General features: G+C 68.2%; 19 protein-coding genes. 18 read left to right on the forward strand and 1 reads right to left on the reverse strand.

Going from position 1 to position 18,813, the window contains the following annotated elements; genetic code table 11:
* The first annotated feature begins 104 nt into the window (after positions 1–104).
* From fliD to ABSY19_RS09485, 7 genes are all read left to right on the forward strand, one after another.
* Positions 105–1,514: a flagellar filament capping protein FliD gene (fliD, locus tag ABSY19_RS09455; RefSeq protein WP_382161761.1), complete on the forward strand. Its 1,410-nt coding sequence runs from the start codon at positions 105–107 to the stop codon at positions 1,512–1,514.
* 203 nt (positions 1,515–1,717) lie between these two features.
* Entirely contained in the window at positions 1,718–2,866 is a 1,149-nt protein-coding gene (locus ABSY19_RS09460; RefSeq protein ID WP_382161764.1) for a flagellin, read from the forward strand.
* Between the two features lie 41 nt (positions 2,867–2,907).
* Positions 2,908–4,053: a flagellin gene (locus ABSY19_RS09465; protein WP_382161767.1), complete on the forward strand. Its 1,146-nt coding sequence runs from the start codon at positions 2,908–2,910 to the stop codon at positions 4,051–4,053.
* A 228-nt stretch (positions 4,054–4,281) separates the two neighbouring features.
* On the forward strand, positions 4,282–5,454 hold the full coding sequence (locus ABSY19_RS09470; RefSeq protein WP_382161770.1) for a flagellin: 1,173 nt from the start codon (positions 4,282–4,284) through the stop codon (positions 5,452–5,454).
* Between the two features lie 109 nt (positions 5,455–5,563).
* Entirely contained in the window at positions 5,564–6,766 is a 1,203-nt protein-coding gene (locus ABSY19_RS09475) for a flagellin (RefSeq protein ID WP_382161773.1), read from the forward strand.
* A gap of 131 nt (positions 6,767–6,897) precedes the next feature.
* Positions 6,898–7,308, forward strand: coding sequence for a flagellar export chaperone FliS (fliS, locus tag ABSY19_RS09480; protein ID WP_382161776.1), 411 nt, complete (start codon positions 6,898–6,900; stop codon positions 7,306–7,308).
* A 1-nt stretch (position 7,309) separates the two neighbouring features.
* A complete protein-coding gene (locus tag ABSY19_RS09485) occupies positions 7,310–7,612 on the forward strand; it encodes a flagellar protein FliT (RefSeq protein WP_382161778.1) in 303 nt (100 codons plus the stop codon).
* Positions 7,613–7,737: 125 nt separating this feature from the next.
* Here the strand turns inward: ABSY19_RS09485 and fliE are convergent, their stop codons facing one another.
* A complete protein-coding gene (gene fliE, locus ABSY19_RS09490) occupies positions 7,738–8,052 on the reverse strand; it encodes a flagellar hook-basal body complex protein FliE (protein WP_382161780.1) in 315 nt (104 codons plus the stop codon).
* 183 nt (positions 8,053–8,235) lie between these two features.
* Here fliE and fliF point away from each other — a divergent pair, with 183 nt between their 5' ends.
* The 11 genes from fliF (at position 8,236) to fliP (ending at position 18,813) form a co-directional block, all read left to right on the forward strand.
* A complete protein-coding gene (fliF, locus tag ABSY19_RS09495; RefSeq protein WP_382161783.1) occupies positions 8,236–9,936 on the forward strand; it encodes a flagellar basal-body MS-ring/collar protein FliF in 1,701 nt (566 codons plus the stop codon).
* A 163-nt stretch (positions 9,937–10,099) separates the two neighbouring features.
* The gene (gene fliG, locus ABSY19_RS09500) at positions 10,100–11,098 is read left to right on the forward strand and encodes a flagellar motor switch protein FliG (protein ID WP_291113495.1); all 999 of its coding nucleotides are present in this window, start codon (positions 10,100–10,102) and stop codon (positions 11,096–11,098) included.
* Between the two features lie 119 nt (positions 11,099–11,217).
* Entirely contained in the window at positions 11,218–11,922 is a 705-nt protein-coding gene (locus tag ABSY19_RS09505) for a FliH/SctL family protein (RefSeq protein WP_382161786.1), read from the forward strand.
* A 117-nt stretch (positions 11,923–12,039) separates the two neighbouring features.
* Positions 12,040–13,518, forward strand: a complete 1,479-nt coding sequence (gene fliI / locus ABSY19_RS09510) for a flagellar protein export ATPase FliI (RefSeq protein WP_382161790.1) — start codon at positions 12,040–12,042, stop codon at positions 13,516–13,518.
* Positions 13,515–13,979 carry a flagellar export protein FliJ gene (gene fliJ, locus ABSY19_RS09515; RefSeq protein ID WP_382161793.1) on the forward strand — a complete coding sequence of 155 codons (465 nt, stop codon included), beginning with the start codon at positions 13,515–13,517 and terminating at the stop codon, positions 13,977–13,979. Before fliI ends, fliJ begins: the two co-directional genes overlap by 4 nt.
* Before the next feature lie 34 nt (positions 13,980–14,013).
* A complete protein-coding gene (locus tag ABSY19_RS09520) occupies positions 14,014–15,312 on the forward strand; it encodes a flagellar hook-length control protein FliK (protein WP_382161796.1) in 1,299 nt (432 codons plus the stop codon).
* A 240-nt stretch (positions 15,313–15,552) separates the two neighbouring features.
* Positions 15,553–16,125 carry a flagellar basal body-associated protein FliL gene (gene fliL, locus ABSY19_RS09525; protein ID WP_382161799.1) on the forward strand — a complete coding sequence of 191 codons (573 nt, stop codon included), beginning with the start codon at positions 15,553–15,555 and terminating at the stop codon, positions 16,123–16,125.
* A 15-nt stretch (positions 16,126–16,140) separates the two neighbouring features.
* Positions 16,141–17,145, forward strand: coding sequence for a flagellar motor switch protein FliM (fliM, locus tag ABSY19_RS09530; protein WP_382161801.1), 1,005 nt, complete (start codon positions 16,141–16,143; stop codon positions 17,143–17,145).
* A complete protein-coding gene (gene fliN / locus ABSY19_RS09535) occupies positions 17,135–17,554 on the forward strand; it encodes a flagellar motor switch protein FliN (protein ID WP_382161804.1) in 420 nt (139 codons plus the stop codon). Before fliM ends, fliN begins: the two co-directional genes overlap by 11 nt.
* A 130-nt stretch (positions 17,555–17,684) precedes the next feature.
* Entirely contained in the window at positions 17,685–18,050 is a 366-nt protein-coding gene (locus tag ABSY19_RS09540; protein WP_382161807.1) for a FliO/MopB family protein, read from the forward strand.
* On the forward strand, positions 18,037–18,813 hold the full coding sequence (fliP, locus tag ABSY19_RS09545) for a flagellar type III secretion system pore protein FliP (protein WP_382161810.1): 777 nt from the start codon (positions 18,037–18,039) through the stop codon (positions 18,811–18,813). The genes ABSY19_RS09540 and fliP overlap by 14 nt, the downstream gene beginning before the upstream one ends.

Raw genomic sequence — 18,813 nt, forward strand, 5'->3', positions numbered from 1 at the left:
CATGCCCTGGCGTGTGGTGCGTACATCCCGGAGGAAACAGAACATGAAGAACCGACCCGCTTCCACCCACACGCCGGCGCCCCGCGCCGGCGCGGAGACCTGACATGCCCATCACCTCCACCGGCATGGCCAGCGGCGTCCCGATCGAAACCATCGTCTCGCAGCTGGTCGCACTCGAACGCGCGCCGCTGGCGGGGCTGCAGACGCAGGCCACCAAGATCCAGAGCAAGATCTCGCTCTTCGGCACGCTGACGTCGATGATGAACTCGCTCGGCGAACTCGGCACCAAGCTGGCCGACCCCAATGCCTTCAAGGCCGTCAAGGGCAGCTCCTCGCTGGCCGCCGCCGTCGGCGTCACCGCGGCCACGGGCACCGCGCCCACCGCGATGTCGGTCGAGGTGTCGCAGCTGGCCCGGGCGCAGTCCACGGCCACGCTGGCGGTGCCCAAAGACACGGCCATGGGCGCGGGCAGCCTGAAGATCACGCTGGGCGACTGGAGCTCGGGCTCCTTCGTGGCCGGCGACAAGGCCGCCGTGGACATCGAGATCGCCGAAGGCGAAGACACGCTCACGGCGATCGCGGCCAAGATCAACGCGGCCGACGCGGGCGTGACCGCCACCGTGCTGCGCGACGCCACGGGCGAACGCCTGCTGATGCGTTCCAAGGAAACCGGCGAGGCCATGGGCTTCGAGATGCAGGTCACCGACAGCGACGGTGTGGCCAACACCGGCCTCTCGCGCCTGGCGGTGCAGGGCGGCGTGGCCTCGGGCGTGCAGATCACGCACGGCGCCAACGCGCTGGCCACCATCAACGGCATCGCCATCGAGTCGGCCAGCAACACCTACAAGGACGGCCTGCCCGGCATCACCCTGCAGTTCTCGCAGACGACGACGGCGCCGGTGGAGATCTCGATCACCAACGACAAGGAGGCGATGACCAAGACCATCCAGTCCTTCGTCGACGCGTACAACGCGCTCAACGACATGCTCAGCAGCACCACGGGCTACAACTCGGAGACCAAGGTGGCCGGCTCGCTGCAGGGCGACAGCACGGCCGTGGGCCTGCAGAACGCGCTGCGCGGCATGATGCGCTCGTTCACGCCGGGCGGTGAGTTCACCACGCTGGCCGACATCGGCATCGACATCAAGTCGGGCGGCAAGATGACCGTCGACAGCACCAAGCTGGGCAAGGCGCTGGACAACCCCCAGGCGGTGCAGAACCTGTTCAACGCCGACCACGTCGACCCCACGGCGCAGGGCTTCGGCGAAAAGCTCAAGACCTTCGCCGAAGGTTTCGCGGGCGCCAGCGGCACGCTGACCTCGCGCTCCGAATCGCTGCGCGAAGCCGCCAAGCGCAACACCAAGGAACAGGAAAAGGTGAACGAACGCGCCGTCCGCGCCGAATCGCGTTACCTCAAGCAGTACAACGCGATGGACGCGATGGTGGGCCAGCTCAACTCGCTCAACGCCTTCGTCACGCAACAGATCGCGCAGTGGAACAAGTCCACAGGTTGAGTTGAAGGGTCCGCTCCACGGATGCCCTGGCGCTTCATGCGGCCAGGGCTTTTTTTCGTGCGTTTTTCCGCAACGGCGGCAGGTCGGGTTCGATTTCCTCAAGAAAACGTGGCAGGCACCGAAATAGGTTGCAACGAACTTCTCCATGGGTTCGTGGCCCGGGCAGCCGGGCAGTCAGCCCAACCACTCAACCGGAGCTAGTTATGACCACCATCAACACGAACGTGATGTCGATGACCGCCCAGCGCAACCTGGGCACCACCTCCAGCTCGCTGGCCACCTCCATGCAGCGCCTGTCCTCGGGCCTGCGCGTCAACAGCGCCAAGGACGATGCCGCCGGCCTGGCCATCTCCGAGCGCATGAACGCACAAGTTCGCGGCCTGAACGTGGCGGCCCGCAACGCCAACGACGGCATCTCGCTGGCCCAGACCGCCGAGGGCGCGCTGGGCAAGGTCGGCGACATGCTGCAGCGCATGCGCGAACTGGCCGTGCAGTCGGCCAACGCCTCGAACAACGGCAGCGACCGCACCGCCCTGCAGGCCGAAGTCACGCAGCTGCGCCAGGAAATCGACCGTGTCGCCAAGACCACCTCGTTCAACGGCACCAAGCTGCTGGACGGTTCGTTCGCCAACGCCACCTTCCAGGTCGGCGCCAACGCCGGTGAAGGCATCGCCATCGACAGCATCGTCTCGGCCAACTCCACCGCCCTGGGCAACACCTCGCTGGCCACCTCGACCAGCGCGATCAACGACGGCACCGCCCTGGGCGCCATCGCCGCGGGCGCGCTGACCGTGCGCGGCGTGGCCCTGGGCCCGGTCTCCGTGGCCACCACCGCCGCCGGTCGCAACACGCAGGTGGTGGACGCGATCAACGCCAAGTCGTCCGACACCGGCGTGTTCGCCCGCGTCACCTACAACGCCGGCGGCGCCGCCACCGGCTTCGAGGTGTTCTCCGACACCGCCATCACAGCCGCCAGCTTCGTCGGCTTCGGTGCCACCACCACCGGCGCGGCCCCGGCCGACAGCGCCGCGGCCGCGAGCCAGCTCGACGACATCAGCGTCAACAGCTTCGGCGACGCGCAAAAAGCCCTGAAGGTGATCGACACCGCGATCAACGCCATCAACAGCTCGCGCGCCGACCTCGGCGCCCTGCAAAGCCGCTTCGAAAACGCCGTGGCCAACATCCAGATCACGGGCGAGAACATCTCCGCCGCGCGCGGCCGCATCGTGGACGCCGACTTCGCCAAGGAAACGTCGAACCTGTCGCGCGCCCAGATCCTGCAACAGGCCGGCACCGCGATGGTGGCGCAAGCCAACCAGGCGCAACAGGGCGTGCTGTCCCTGCTGCGCTGATCGATCGTCCACCACCTCCATTTTTTTGAACGGAAAACACCATGACCACCATCAACACGAACGTGATGTCGATGACCGCCCAGCGCAACCTGGGCACCACCTCCAGCTCGCTGGCCACCTCCATGCAGCGCCTCTCGTCGGGCCTGCGCGTCAACAGCGCCAAGGACGATGCCGCCGGCCTGGCCATCTCCGAGCGCATGAACGCCCAGGTGCGCGGCCTGAACGTGGCGGCCCGCAACGCCAACGACGGCATCTCGCTGGCCCAGACCGCCGAAGGCGCGCTGGGCAAGGTCGGCGACATGCTGCAGCGCATGCGCGAACTGGCCGTGCAATCGGCCAACGCCTCCAACAACGGCAGCGACCGCACCGCCCTGCAGGCCGAAGTGACGCAGCTGCGCTCGGAAATCGACCGCGTGGCCAAGACCACCTCGTTCAACGGCACCAAGCTGCTCGACGGCACCTTCGCCAACGCCACCTTCCAGGTCGGTGCCAACGCCGGTGAGGGCATCGCCATCGACTCCATCGTCAGCGCCAACTCCACCGCCCTGGGCAACACCTCGCTGGTCACCGGCGCGGGCACGATCACCACCACGGCCGGCGCCAACGCCGCCATCGCCGCCGGTGCGCTGACCGTCAAGGGCGTGGCCCTGGGCCCGATCTCCGCCGCCACCTCGGCGGCCGAGCGCACCACGCAGGTGGTGGACGCGATCAACGCCAAGTCGTCCGACACCGGCGTGTTCGCCCGCGCCACCTACACGGCCGGCGTCGCGACGGGCTTCGAGACCTTCTCGGAAGGCGCCATCGCCGTGGCCGATTTCGGTGGTTTCACCGCCGCCGCCACCGGCACGGTGGCCGTCGGCGCCGCCGCCGCCAGCCAGCTCGACGACATCAGCGTCAACAGCTTCGGTGACGCGCAAAAGGCCCTGAAGGTGATCGACAACGCGATCAACTCGATCAACAGCTCGCGCGCCGACCTCGGTGCCCTGCAAAGCCGCTTCGAAAACGCCGTGGCCAACATCCAGATCACCGGCGAGAACATCTCCGCCGCGCGTGGCCGCATCGTCGACGCCGACTTCGCCAAGGAAACGTCCAACCTCTCGCGCGCCCAGATCCTGCAACAGGCCGGCACCGCCATGGTGGCGCAGGCCAACCAGGCACAACAAGGCGTGCTGTCCCTGCTGCGTTGATTCCGGCAGGCATCGCCCCCAGGGCGGTTGCGCGGCGAAAGCCAGGCAACCGCCCTTTTTCTTGGCCGGTCGATGGCACCCGATGAACGGGGCTTGACACGACACACGGCGGTCACAAGGGACTAAAGATTCCTCAGGCACCACCGAAATTAGATTCAACGAACTTCTCCATGGGTTCGTGGCCCGGGCAACCGGGCAGTCAGCCCAACCACTTCACAGGAGTTAGTTATGACCACCATCAACACCAACGTCATGTCGATGACCGCCCAGCGCAACCTGGGCACCACCTCCAGCTCGCTGGCCACCTCCATGCAGCGCCTCTCGTCGGGCCTGCGCGTCAACAGCGCCAAGGACGATGCCGCCGGCCTGGCCATCTCCGAGCGCATGAACGCACAAGTTCGCGGCCTGAACGTGGCGGCCCGCAACGCCAACGACGGCATCTCGCTGGCCCAGACCGCCGAAGGCGCGCTGGGCAAGGTCGGCGACATGCTGCAGCGCATGCGCGAACTGGCCGTGCAGTCGGCCAACGCCTCGAACAACGGCAGCGACCGCACCGCCCTGCAGGCCGAAGTGACGCAGCTGCGCCAGGAAATCGACCGTGTCGCCAAGACCACCTCGTTCAACGGCACCAAGCTGCTGGACGGTTCGTTCGCCAACGCCACCTTCCAGGTCGGCGCCAACGCCGGCGAAGGCATCGCCATCGACAGCATCGTCTCGGCCAACTCCACCGCCCTGGGCCAGCTGAGCGCCACCGAACACTTCGTGGCAGCCGTCGCCGCGCCCTCCACCGCCGCCAACGCCGCCATCCCGGCAGGCACGACCGGCTGGAGCATCAAGAACGCCGCTGGCGTGGACGTGGCCCTGGGTGGCATCGCCGCCTCGACGACCGCCGCCCAGCGCACCACGCAGGTGGTGGACGCGATCAACGCCAAGTCGGCCGACACCGGCGTGTTCGCCCGCGAAACCGGCGCTGGCGCCTATGAAATCTTCTCGAGCCGCGACCTGACCGCCGCCACCGACTTCGGCGCCGCTTTCACCGCCGCCGCCACCGGCGCGCCTGGCGACACCGCCCCTCCCGGCACCCTGACCACGCTGTCGGCGATCAACGTCAACAGCTTCGGCGACGCACAAAAGGCGCTGCAGGTGATCGACAAGGCGATCAACTCCATCAACAGCTCGCGCGCCGACCTCGGCGCCCTGCAAAGCCGCTTCGAAAACGCCGTGGCCAACATCCAGATCACCGGCGAGAACATCTCCGCCGCGCGTGGCCGCATCGTCGACGCCGACTTCGCCAAGGAAACGTCCAACCTCTCGCGCGCCCAGATCCTGCAACAGGCCGGCACCGCCATGGTGGCGCAGGCCAACCAGGCACAACAAGGCGTGCTGTCCCTGCTGCGTTGATCGCGCCAAGGCATCGCCTCACAGGGCGGTTGCATGGCGAAAGCCTGCAACCGCTTTTTTTTGCCCCGCCTGACCCCTCCACCATTCCCTCACTCCACGGGAGTCCCCCATGACCACCATCAACACGAACGTGATGTCGATGACCGCCCAGCGCAACCTGGGCACCACCTCCAGCTCGCTGGCCACCTCCATGCAGCGCCTCTCGTCGGGCCTGCGCGTCAACAGCGCCAAGGACGACGCCGCCGGCCTGGCCATCTCCGAGCGCATGAACGCCCAGGTGCGTGGCCTGAGCGTCGCCGTGCGCAACGCCAACGACGGCATCTCGCTGGCGCAGACCGCCGAGGGCGCCCTGGGCAAGGTCGGCGACATGCTGCAGCGCATGCGCGAACTGGCCGTGCAATCGGCCAACGCCTCGAACAACGGCAGCGACCGCACCGCCCTGCAGGCCGAAGTCACGCAGTTGAGCCAGGAAATCGACCGCGTCGCCAAGACCACGGCCTTCAACGGCACCAAGCTGCTCGATGGCTCGTTCGCCAACGCCACCTTCCAGGTCGGCGCCAACGCCGGTGAGGGCATCTCCATCGACTCCATCGTGTCGGTCAAGCTGGACTCGATGGGCTCCCCCAGCGCGATGGGCTACACCACGATCCAGGTCTCCACGGAGATGGCACTGGGCTCGCTCACGGACCTGACGGCGATCGCCGCCGGCACGCTGCAAATCAACGCCGTCCCGGGCGACAACACCTCCGCGGTGTCGCTGGGCGCCATCAAGGCCGCCGCCAATGCCACCGAGCGCGCAGGCCAGATCGTGGACGCGGTGAACGCCCGGTCCGCCGACACCGGCGTGTTCGCCAAGCTGTCGTACAACGCGGCTGGCGCGCTGACGGGTTACCACCTGTTCTCGGAAAAAACCGCCTTCAGCGCGGCCGCGGACCTCGCGGGCTTCAACACGGCGGCCACCGGCAACCTGCAGGCCGGCGCGATGTTTGCCGGCGCCTACGACATGCGGGGCATCTCCGTCGCGTCCGCGGGCGGCGCCCAGCTCTCGCTCAAGATCATCGACAAGGCCATCAACGACGTGAACAGCTCGCGCGCCACCCTGGGCGCCCTGCAAAGCCGCTTCGAGAACGCCGTGGCCAACATCCAGATCACCGGCGAGAACATCTCCGCCGCGCGCGGCCGCATCGTGGATGCCGACTTCGCCAAGGAAACCTCCAGCCTCTCGCGCGCCCAGATCCTGCAGCAGGCCGGCACCGCCATGGTGGCCCAGGCCAACCAGGCCCAGCAAGGCGTGCTCTCGCTGCTGCGCTGATGGTGCCCACGGGCGACTGTTGCTAAAGGATGTAAAGCATGAACTTGACCCCTCAAATGGCGCCGTTCATGCCTACAGTCAGCCCGTCCGGTGCCGATACAGAAAGGTATCAGACATCAGGAACCCAAGCCATGTTCACCTCTGTCAACACCCGCGCAGCCTCCACCTACAAACGCGTCGCCGTCGACACCGGCGTGCAGACGGCCGACCCGCACCAGCTGGTCAGCCTGCTGTTCGACGCGCTGATCCAGAGCCTGAACCTGGCTCGCGGCGCGATGGAACGTCAGGACGTGGCGAGCAAGGGCGCGGCCATCGGCAAGGCGATCCGGATCGTGGAAGAAGGCCTCAAGGCCGGCCTGAACCTGCAGGAAGGCGGCGAACTGGCCGCCAACCTCAAGGGCCTGTACGAGTACAGCGTGCAGCGCCTGACCCTGGCCAACCTGCGCAACGACGCGGCCCCGATCCACGAGGTGCTGAACCTCATCGAACCCCTGGCCGACTCCTGGAAACAGATTCGCGCTGGCGCCCTGCAGGGAGCCTGACATGGAGCACCATCTTTTGGACTACTACAAAGCCATCGAGAACACCAGCCGCCAGATGCTGGAAGCCGCGCAGACGGAGAACTGGGACCAGGTGGTGCGCCTCGAAGGCGCCTGCGCGGTGCTGATCGCCCAGCTGCGCCACAAGTCGGCCACCGACCAGCTCGGCCCCGACGAGCGCAAGGAAAAGACGAAGATCATGCAGCGCATCCTGCGCATCGACGCCGAGATCCGCTGCCTGGCGGAGCCCTGGCTGAACGACCTGGCGCAGATGATCGACCGCTCCAGCCCCGCCCCGATGCATTGAACGGGTCCGGAGCGAAGTAAATGAATCCAGAGATACCGCGGAACCGGCTTTGCCGGGCCGCTGGTATCGCCCGTGGAAGGGGGATGCGGCTACACGCAGTGAGCAAGCAACGGGGTGGAACCGTTCTAGACGCTCATGTTCATGATGTCGGAATAGGCCTGGACCATCCTGTTCCTCACATGCAAGGTGGCCTGGAAACCGACCTGGGCCTTCTGCATCGCGAGCATGGTCTCTTCCAGGCTCACCTTGGGGTTGCCCAGCTGAACCTGGGTCTGCAGCTTGGAAGCGGCCTCCTGCGACGCGCTGACTTCCTTGAGCGCCGACTTGAAGTTGGCGGCAAAGCCAGACTCCACGCCACCGGCCGCGCCGGGGCGTTTCAGGGCGGATGAGCCGATGCCGTTCAAGGCCTGGCTGCTCAGGGGGGCGATGCGCATGTCCATGGCGGACTCCTTCGACGTGGTATGAGCCCAGATGCTAGAGGGCGCCCCGCCCGCACGGGACGGGAATAAGGGCACAAACCCCCGCCTTTTCATGGCTATGGCGGGGGCACCGGGACCGAATAATCGACTGCAACAGGGTGTATCTCCCTCTGCCATCGACCATCTACCCGAGCCCCGAACGCCATGAGCACCACCGCCGTTGCCGAACTGGATGTCACACCGACCGCCGCGAAGGAGCGCAGCGCTTTCGGTGACGGCTTCGCGCGCATGGACCAGGCCCAGAAAATCAAGCTCGGCCTGGGCGCCCTGGCCCTGCTGGCGATCGCCCTGGCCTTCTTCTTCATGGGCCGCCAGCCGGAATGGCGCGTGCTCTACGCCAACCTCGGCGACAAGGACGGCGGCGCCATCGTGGCCCAGCTGTCCCAGATGAACGTGCCCTACAAGCACGCCGAGGGCGGCCAGGCCATCATGGTGCCGGCCGACAAGGTGCACGACACCCGCCTGCGCCTGGCCTCGCAAGGCCTGCCCAAGGGTTCGGTCACCGGTTTCGAGCTGATGGAAGCCAACCGCTTCGGCATGACCCAGTTCCAGGAACGGCTGACCTTCCAGCGCGGCCTGGAAGGCGAACTCACCCGCTCCATCCAGTCGCTCTCCTCCGTGCAGAGCGCGCGCATCCACCTCGCGCTGCCGAACCAGAACGGTTTCTTTCGCGAACAGCAGAAACCCAGCGCTTCGGTGCTGCTCACCCTGCACCCCGGCCGCACGCTGGACCGCGCGCAGGTCGCCGGCATCGTGCACCTGGTGGCCTCCAGCGTGCCCGAGATGAACCCCAAGGCGGTCAGCATCGTGGACGACGCGGGCAACCTGCTCTCCAGCCCGCCCGACGGCCAGGCCCAGGGCGCCGACACCCAGAAGCTGCAGTACGTGCAGCAGCTCGAACAGCTCTACACCCGCCGCATCATGGAGATGCTGGAGCCGCTGGTGGGCCGCAACAACGTCAAGGCCCAGGTCAGCGCCGAGGTCGATTTCTCGCAGGTCGAATCCACCAGCGAACAGCACCGCCCCAACCAGGGCCCCGAGGCCGCCGCCACGGTGCGCAGCCAGCAGACCGTGGAAGACGGCAGCGGCCCGCGCGCCCAGCCCTCGGGCGTGCCCGGCGCGGTGAGCAACCAGCCCCCGGCCACCGGCACGGCCCCCATCAACGGCGCCGCCGCTCCCGTGGGCGTGGCCAGCGCCCAGGGCGCTGGCGGCCAGGGTGGCAATTCGCGCCGCGAGTCGGTCGTGAACTACGAGGTGGACAAGACGGTGAAGGTGGTGCGCGAGTCCAGCGGCCAGGTGCGCCGCCTGAGCGCGGCGGTGGTGATCAACCACCGCACCTCGGTGGACAAGGCCGGCAAGGAAACCAGCACCCCGATCCCGCCGCAGCAGCTCGAACAGATGACCGCCCTGGTGCGTGAAACCATCGGCTTCAACAAGGACCGCGGCGACTCGGTCAACGTGGTCAACGCGGCCTTCAACGTAGAGAAGACCAGCGAGGTGGATGCCGGCGCCTGGTGGCAGCAGTCGGACAACCAGGAACTGCTGCGCAGCCTGGCCTGGCCGCTGGGCATGGTGGGCCTGGGCCTGCTGGTGCTCATGGGCATGGTCCGCCCCGGCCTGAAGCTGATGAAGACGCCGGCCGCGCGCCGCCTGGACACCACCCCGGTGCAACCGCTCAACGCGGTGCTCAACGAATCGCCCGAGCGCCCCGGCCTGCCCATGCCGAGCAACGAAGTCACCGCCGAGGCGCAGCGCCTGGCCGATGCCAAGCGCCTGGCGCTGGAGAACCCGGCCGCCGTGGCCAACATCGTCAAGGGCTGGGTGAATGGGGAGGCACCGGCATGAGCCGGCGCCACCCCCTGCGCCGCTTCGCGGCTTCCCCCTCTCTCGCCTTCGGCGGGAGGGAGACGGCAGCTGAGGCCGGCAAAGCCGGACCCTCGCTGCCTCTGGACCCGGTGTGTGCATGCGAACGTGTCGTTGACCTCGGTACCGCCAAGGAATTTTGATCATGGAAGACCAGGGAATCCAGGACGCCGCCATCTTTCTCATGTCGCTGGGCGAAGAGGAAGCGGCCGAGGTGTTCAAGCACCTCAGCCCCAAGGAAGTGCAGAAGCTGGGCGAAACCATCGCCAAGACGCGCGCGGTCTCGCACGACCGCGTGGACCAGGTGATGCAGAAATTCACCAGCGCGGCCTCGTCGCAGAGCCTGCTGGTGTCCGACACCGACAACTACGTGCGCGCCGTGCTCAAGCGCGCGCTGGGTGACGACAAGGCCTCGCTGCTGATCGACCGCATCCTGCAGGGCGGCGATGTCTCGGGCATCGAAAGCCTGAAGTGGATGGACCCGCTGTCCATCGCCGAACTGCTGCGCAACGAACACCCCCAGATCGTGGCCGCCATCCTGGTGCACCTCGAATCGGACCAGACCGCCGGCGTGCTCAAGAACTTCACCGAGCGCACCCGCAACGAGGTGATGCTGCGCATCGCCACGCTCGAAGGCATCCAGCCGACCGCGCTGAAAGACCTCAACGAGGTGCTCTACAAGGTGCTGGCCGGTGGCGACAAGATCCGCAAGACCTCCATGGGCGGCGTGAAGACCGCCGCCGAGATCATCAACATGATGGGCACCCAGATCGAGACCTCGGTGATCGAGTCGATCCGCGAGTTCGACGCCGACCTGGCGCAGAAGATCATGGACAAGATGTTCACCTTCGAGGACCTGCTCAAGCTCGACGGCAAGTCGGTGCAGATGGTGCTCAAGGAAGTGGCGACCGATTCGCTGGTGATCGCGCTCAAGGGCGCCACCAACGAACTGCGCGAACTGGTGCTGGGCAACATGTCCAGCCGCGCGGCCGAGGCGCTGCGCGAAGACCTGGAGTCGCGCGGCCCGGTGCGCCTGTCGGAAGTGGAAGCGCAGCAGAAGGAAATCCTCAAGGTCGTGCGCCGGCTCTCCGACGAGGGACAGATCGTGATCATGGGCGGCGGCGAAGACGAGGCCTTCGTATGACCCCCCGCGTCGCCTTCGGCGCCACCCCCCTGAAAGGGGGGCGACACCTGGGGCCGGCAAAGCCGGACCCGCGGTGCCCCTGGTCGGGCGCTTCTTCGTGCGAAGCAAGGTAACACCTCATGGCATCCACCAAACCCAACCCGCACTCTCGTTTCATCCCGCGCGAGGAGATCGACGGCGTCGCCGCCTGGCACTTCTCCGCCGTGGACGGCAGCGACGACCTGCCCAAGGCCGGCCCGGCCGACGGCACCGCCAGCGAAGGCGTGACCTCCGAGGTGCTGCAGGAAGCGCGCCAGCAGGCCTATGCCGAAGGCTTTTCGCGCGGCCACGATGCCGGCGGCCAGGAAGTGCGCGACGCGCTCGAAGCCACGGTGCGCAAGACCGCCGAGGAAACCGCGGTGCGCATGGCCCAGCTGCTGCACAACACGCGCGACCACCTCAAGAAGAGCGAAGACCAGATCTCGCGCCACATCCTGGAACTGGCCTGCGACCTGGCCCGCCAGGTGGTGCGCCAGGAGCTCAAGAGCGACCCCGCCCACCTGCGGCCGGTGATCACCGAGGCCCTGGGCCAGCTGGTGGACGACGGCCAGCCCGCCACCGTGCGCCTGAACCCGGGCGACCTGGCCATGATGAAGGGCGCGCTGCAGGAAAACATGGGCAACCACCCCGCCGAGTTCGTGGCCGATGCGGCCATCAGCCCGGGCGGCTGCCTGATCGAGTCGGCCACCATGACGGTGGACGCCACCATCGAGAAACGCTGGTCGCGCGCCGTGGGCAACCTCGGCATGGAAGCGGCCTGGAACCCAGGGAATGCCGATGTATAGCCGTGAAACACCCCTGCCGCGCTTCGCGCGACCCCCTCAAGGGGGCGTCGCTGGCCGTCCGGCAAAGCCGGCCCGGCGGCGACTCTGGGTCAAACCCGCGTGCGCGAGGACCTCGGCATGAGCGACAGCATTTTTGGCACCGAAAGCCGCTGGGACAACTTCATGGAAGACGTGCGCGCGAACGCCGCCGTCAAGACGCCGCTGGAAGTGCGCGGCACCCTCACCCGCCTGGCCGGCCTGGTGCTCGAAGCCGTGGGCCTGAAGGTGCCGGTGGGCTCGCAGTGCCTGATCGACAACGGCCACAAGGACCCGGTGCTGGCCGAGGTGGTGGGCTTCTCCAACGACAAGGCCTACCTGATGCCGGCCGGCGACACGCATGGCCTGTCCAGCGGCGCGAGCGTGACGCCGCTCGCCCCCTTCCGCACCGTGCCGCGCGTGGGCAAGGCCAACAAGCCGCCCTCGCCCGACGACCGGGGCACGCTGCGCCTGCCGCTGGGTGCCGGCCTGCTCGGCCGCGTGGTCGATTCGCACGGCAACCCGCTGGACCACCAGGGCCCCATCCTCAACGTGGACATCGAGCCGATGGACCGCGCTCCGCTCAACGCCATGGACCGCGACCCGGTGCGCCAGCCGCTGGACACCGGCGTGCGCGCGATCAACGCCCTGCTCACCGTCGGCCGTGGCCAGCGCATCGGCCTGTTCGCCGGCTCCGGCGTGGGCAAGAGCGTGCTGCTGGGCATGATGGCGCGCTACACCAAGGCCGATGTGATCGTGGTCGGCCTGATCGGCGAACGCGGCCGCGAGGTCAAGGAGTTCATCGAGGACATCCTCGGCGCCGAAGGCCGCCAGCGCTCGGTGGTGGTGGCCGCCCCGGCCGACGCCCCCCCACTGGTGCGCATGCAGGGCGCCGCCTACGCCACCGCGATCGCCGAGCGCTTCCGCGACGACGGCCTGGATGTGCTGCTGCTCATGGACTCGCTCACCCGCTACGCCATGGCGCAGCGCGAGATCGCACTGGCCATCGGCGAGCCGCCCGCCACCAAGGGCTACCCGCCATCGTGTTTCGCCAAGCTGCCGCAGCTGGTGGAGCGCAGCGGCAACGGCCTCAACGGCAAGGGCTCGATCACCGCCTTCTACACCGTGCTCTCCGAGGGCGACGACCAGCAGGACCCGATCGCCGACGCGGCGCGCGCCATCCTGGACGGCCACATCGTGCTCTCGCGCGCGCTCGCCGAATCCGGCCATTTCCCCGCCATCGACGTGGAGGCCTCGGCCTCGCGCGTGATGCACAACGTGGCCGGCGCGGTGCACCTGGAGCTGGCGCGCCGCTTCCGCAGCCTGTATTCGCGTTACCAGAAGAGCCGCGACCTGATCCAGCTCGGCGCCTACGTGGCCGGCAGCGACCCCGAGACCGACCGCGCCATCGTGCTCTACCCCGCCCTGCAGCGCTTCCTGATGCAGGACATGCACGAGGCCGCCACCCTGCCCGAGAGCCTGCGCCAGATGCAGGCCGCGCTGCAGGACGAGAAGGACAAGCCTTCGTCGCAGCGCCAGACCCGCCCCCACCACAACCCCTATGAAGGAAACGCCGGATGACCGCGCTGAACACCCTGAACAAAGTGGTGGAACTCGCCGAGAAACGCCGGGACGAGGCCCTGGGCGTGGTGGCCCAGATGCAGCGTGAGCTGAAGCTGGCCCAGGACCAGATGGACCAGTTGCAGGCCTACGCCCTCGAGGCCGAGGCCCGCTGGGTGACCCGCAGCGCCACCGGCGTGGACCCCGCGCTGCTCATGCACCACCGCGAATTCATGCACAAGATCTACCACGCCGTGGAATTCCAGCGCGGCGTGCTGGCCGACCGCCAGCGCCTGATCGACACCGCGCAGGAGCAGGTGCACGTCACCGAGCGCGACCTCTCCGGCCTGCGCAAGTTCACCGACCGCAAGGTGCAGGCCATCGCCCACAAGGCCCAGCGCCAGGAACAGAAGCAGACCGACGAAATGGCGCTGTCCATCCACCTGCGCCAGAGCCTGGCCCAGGCCCAGGCCCGCAACTGAAGCCCCCGACGACCCCCAGCCCGACGCCGACACCATGACCACCACGCACGCCAGCACCCAAGCGCCCAAGCCCGCCGAAGCCGCGTCCAAGCCGGCCCAGCCAGGTGGCAACGCGCGCGCCAACGCCGACAAGCCGGCCGAGGACCTGTTCGCCAGCCTGCTGAGCCTGGTGAGCGACACGCACCAGACCGCGGCCAGCAACACCCTGCCCGACGGCGAAGCCGCCAACGACGCGCAGGCCGAGGCCGACGACCCGACCGACGACAACCCCCTGGCCGCCCTGCTCGCCTGGGGCCTGCCCGGCAACACCGCGTCCACCACCGGCACGGGCGCGGCGGCCGCCGCATCCACCTCCGGCAAGGCCGAAGGCGCCGCCCGCGAGGGTGGCATCGACGTCAGCGGCATGACCCGCGTGGACGAAGCCGCGCCCGCCCTGCCCAACGCGGCCGCGCAAGCGCGCGCCGCCGCCGCCTCGCGCCCGGCCTTCAGCCCGATCAACCCCAACGCCGCAGCCCCCGCCACGGCGGCCGCCACCGCCGCCGCCCAGCGCGCCGGGGACAGCACCGCCCAGCCAGGCGGCGCTCCCGCCATGGTCTGGCAGCGCGGCGCGGTCTCCAGCACCGAAGCCCTGCAACAACAGCAGAGCGCCCAGTTCGCGCAGGTGCGCGCCACCGTCGCCCTCAACGAGCGCCTGGGCGTGGCCTCGGCCGGCACGGACGTGGGCGCCGGCCCCACCAACCCGCGCGAGTTCGCCCTGAGCGGCCCCGCCGCCGGCGCCACGGCCACCGGCCCGGCGCAGGACGGCAGCCTGACCGCCGCGAGCGGCACCGCCCCCGGCGACAGCAGCGGCGGCGGCAACAGCGACGCTTCCTCCCAGTCCTTCACCGACCAGGGCAACGGCGACGGCCGCAACCCGGCCGACGCCCGCGCCGACGCCGAAGCCCCGACCGTGAGCCACTGGGGCACCCAGCACATGCGCCACGCCAGCCTGCGCGTGGGCGGCGAAGGCGCCGACGCCATCGACATCCAGCTCGCCGTGAAGGGCCAGGAGGTGCAGGTCGCCTTCCAGACCGACAACGCCGAGGCGCGCGCCACCCTGCGCGAAAGCGCCGGCGAATCGCTGGCCGACCTGCTGCAGCGCAGCGGCATCCAGCTCGGCGGCGTGTCCGTGGGCTCGCAGGGCCAGGCGCAGGGCGATGGTTCGTACCAGCCCCGCCCGGCCGGCCTGAGCACCGAGGCCCTGGGCCGCGCCAGCCAGGCGGCCGAACCGGCCGCGCGGCCGGTGCTGGCCCCGCGCACCGACGGCAGCCGTCCCCTGGACGTGTTCGCCTGATTCGGAAGCACCCCTGCGCCGCCTGCGGCGTCTCCCCCTCAAGGGGGCGCACCTGGCGGCCCGGCAAAGCCGGTTCCGCGGGTGCCCTGGCGGCGTTTGTGCAATGCGGCACACCTTGCCACCTAGCGACTGAATAACCCCCTTTTCCGGCGCTTATCTGGCGAACGGCGGAGGGAGTGGCGCCCAATAATTCTTTCAACCCCACCCGGTATGGCCGGTGGGCCACATTGAAGGAAGAACATGTCCGCTGCCGCCGCCACCGCCACCGCTGCCGCCCCCGAAGCGCCCAAGAAGAAGAGCAAGAAACTGCTGTTCATCGTGCTCGGCGTGGTCGTGCTCGCGCTGATCGGCGCCGCCGCCGCGCTGTTCATCCTCAAGAAGAACACCGCCGAAGACGACTACGAGGACGATGGGCACGCCCCCGTGGAACAGGCCGCCAAGAACCCCAAGACCGCGCCGGTCTTCCTGCCGCTGGAGAACATGGTCATCAACCTGGCCGACCCCGGCGGCAACCGCTTCATTCAGCTCGGCCTGACGCTGCAGCTGCAGGACGCCGCCACCGAGACCGCCGTCAAGGCCTACCTGCCCAGCATCCGCAGCCAGGTGCTGGTGCTGATCTCGCAGCGCACCGCCGACGAGATGCTGGCGCTCAAGGGCAAGGAAAAGCTCGCCAGCGACATCATCGCGACGATTTCGAAGGAGATGGGCTACGCCATGTCCACCGAGGGCGAAGAGGCGACGCGCAAGAAGAAATCGAAGGCCGCCGCCAACCCCGTGCAGGCCGTGCTGTTCTCCAGCTTCATCGTTCAATAAGCAGGACGACACGCCATGGCCGATTCGTTTCTGTCCCAGGAAGAGATCGACGCCCTTCTCGAAGGCGTCACCGGCGAGAGCCAGAAACTCGCGAAAGAGGAAGTGCCCACCGGCGGTGTGCGCGACTACAGCCTCTCGAGCCAGGAGCGCATCGTGCGTGGGCGCATGCCCACCATGGAGATCGTCAACGAGCGCTTCTCGCGCAACCTGCGGCTGGGCCTGTTCAACTTCATCCGCCGCAGCCCCGAGATTTCGGTGGGCGCGGTGCAGGTGCAGAAGTACAGCGCCTTCCTGCGGGAACTGGTGGTGCCGACCAACTTCAACATCATGGCCATCCGCCCGCTGCGCGGCAACGGCCTGGTGGTCTGCGAGCCCACGCTGCTGTTCGGCGTGATCGACAGCCTCTTCGGCGGCAATGGCAAGTTCCACACCCGCATCGAGGGCCGTGACTTCTCGCCCACCGAGCAGCGCGTGATCAACCGCCTGGTGGAGGTGGTGGCCGAGGAATACAAGAAGGCCTGGCGCGGCGTGTACCCGATCGAGCTGGCCTACCAGCGTTCGGAGATGCAGCCCCAGTTCGCCACCATCGCCACCCCGAGCGAAATCGTGGTCTCCACCAGCTTCACGCTGGAGATCGGCGACATCGCGGGTTCGCTGCACATCTGCATTCCCTACGCCACGCTGGAACCGATCCGCGACGTGCTGTATTCCAGCGTGCAGGGCGATGCCATCGAGGTCGACCGCCGCTGGGTCAAGCTGCTGAGCCACGAGATCCAGGCCGCCGAGGTGACCATGGTCGCCGAGCTGGCCCAGACCGACGCCACGGTGGAACAGCTGCTGGCCATGCAGATCGGCGACTTCATCGAACTCGATCGCCACCCTTCGATCAAGGCCCACGTGGACGGCGTGCCCGTCTTTGAATGCCAGTACGGCACCCACAAGGGCAAGTACGCCCTGCGCGTCGAGCGCAACCTGCGTGGCACCGATTTGCACTGGTTGGGAGATTCCTATGTCAACTGAGAGCACCAACACCATGAACGACGCTGTTGCCGACGAATGGGCCCAGGCCCTGGAAGAACAGGCCGCCACCACCGAAACGGTCGCCGACGGCGCGCCCGAGTTCGAGGCCAGCACCGCCCCCGTGGCCTCGGGCACGAGCCCGATGCAGGACATCCAGATGGTGCTGGACATCCCCGTCCAGCTGTCGGTGGAACTGGGCCGCACCCGGGTGCCGATCAAGTACATCCTGCAGCTCGCGCAGGGCTCCATCGTCGAACTCGACGCATTGGCCGGCGAACCCATGGACGTGCTGATCAACGGCTACCTGATCGCCCAGGGCGAGGTGGTGGTGGTGAACGACAAGTTCGGCATCCGCCTGACCGACATCGTCACGCCGTCCGAACGCATGCGCAGGGTGAGCAGGACATGACCATGGGTCATGTCACCCCCCGCGTCGCCTTCGGCGCCACCCCCCTGGCAGGGGGGCGACGCCAGAGGCCCGGCAAAGCCGGTTCCTCGGCATCCCTGGACTAAAAACCTCTTCTCCGATCGAGCCCCTCATGCTGCAAAACGCGATGCCCGCGCTGCTTCTGCTCGCCCTCATGGTGGGCCTGGCCTTCGCCCTGAAGTGGGCGCGCCGCCGCCTGCCCGGCGCCGTGGGCCACAGCGGCCCACCCATGCAGGTGCTCTCCACCCTCTCGCTGGGCCCGCAGCAGCGCGTGGTGACGGTGCAGATCGGCCAGGGCGAAGACCGCGTGTGCCTGGTGCTCGGCGTGTCCGCCGGCAGCGTGAACGCCCTGCACCAGATGGCCCTGCCGGCCGATCTGGTCGACCCGGCCTCCCCCATCGTCACGCCCGCCTCCGGCTTCGCCGCGCGCCTGGCCCAGCTGACCCAACCCCTCAAAGGCCCCCATGCGCCGCGTTGAGCCCTTGCGCACCGGCCTGCTGCTGGCCGCGCTCGCCCTCTTCGCCACCGGCGCGGCCTGGGCCCAGGGCGCGCCCGCCGCACCCGCCGGCCCCACGCTGCCGCTGATGATCGGCCAGGGCGCGGGCGGCACCAGCTACTCGGTGCCGATCCAGACCCTGCTGTTCTTCACCGCGCTGTCCTTTCTGCCGGCCGTGCTGCTGCTCATGACGGGCTTCACCCGCATCGTGATCGTGCTCTCGCTGCTGCGCCAGGCCCTGGGCACGCAGTCGGCCCCACCCAACCAGGTGATCGTCGGCCTCTCGTTGTTCCTCACGCTGTTCGTGATGGGCCCCACGCTGGACCGCGTGTACGCCGACGCCTACGAACCCTATTCGCGCAACGCCATCACCTTCGACCAGGCGCTCGAACGCGGCCAGGCCCCCATGCGCGAATTCATGCTCAAGCAGACGCGCCAGTCCGACTTCGAACTCTTCGCCAAGCTGGCCAAGCTGCCCAACGACGTGACCGCGCAGAACGCCCCCTTCCGCGTGCTGGTGCCGGCCTTCGTCACCAGCGAGCTCAAGACCGCGTTCCAGATCGGCTTCATGATCTTCATCCCCTTCCTGGTGATCGACATGGTCGTCGCCAGCGTGCTGATGTCGCTGGGCATGATGATGCTCTCGCCCGTGCTGGTGGCCCTGCCGTTCAAGCTCATGCTGTTCGTGCTGGCCGATGGCTGGAACCTGCTGCTCGGCTCCCTCGCCGCATCGTTTGCAACATGA

It is taken from the genome of Hydrogenophaga sp. ANAO-22, from assembly GCF_042466645.1.
Lineage (GTDB): Bacteria > Pseudomonadota > Gammaproteobacteria > Burkholderiales > Burkholderiaceae_C > Hydrogenophaga.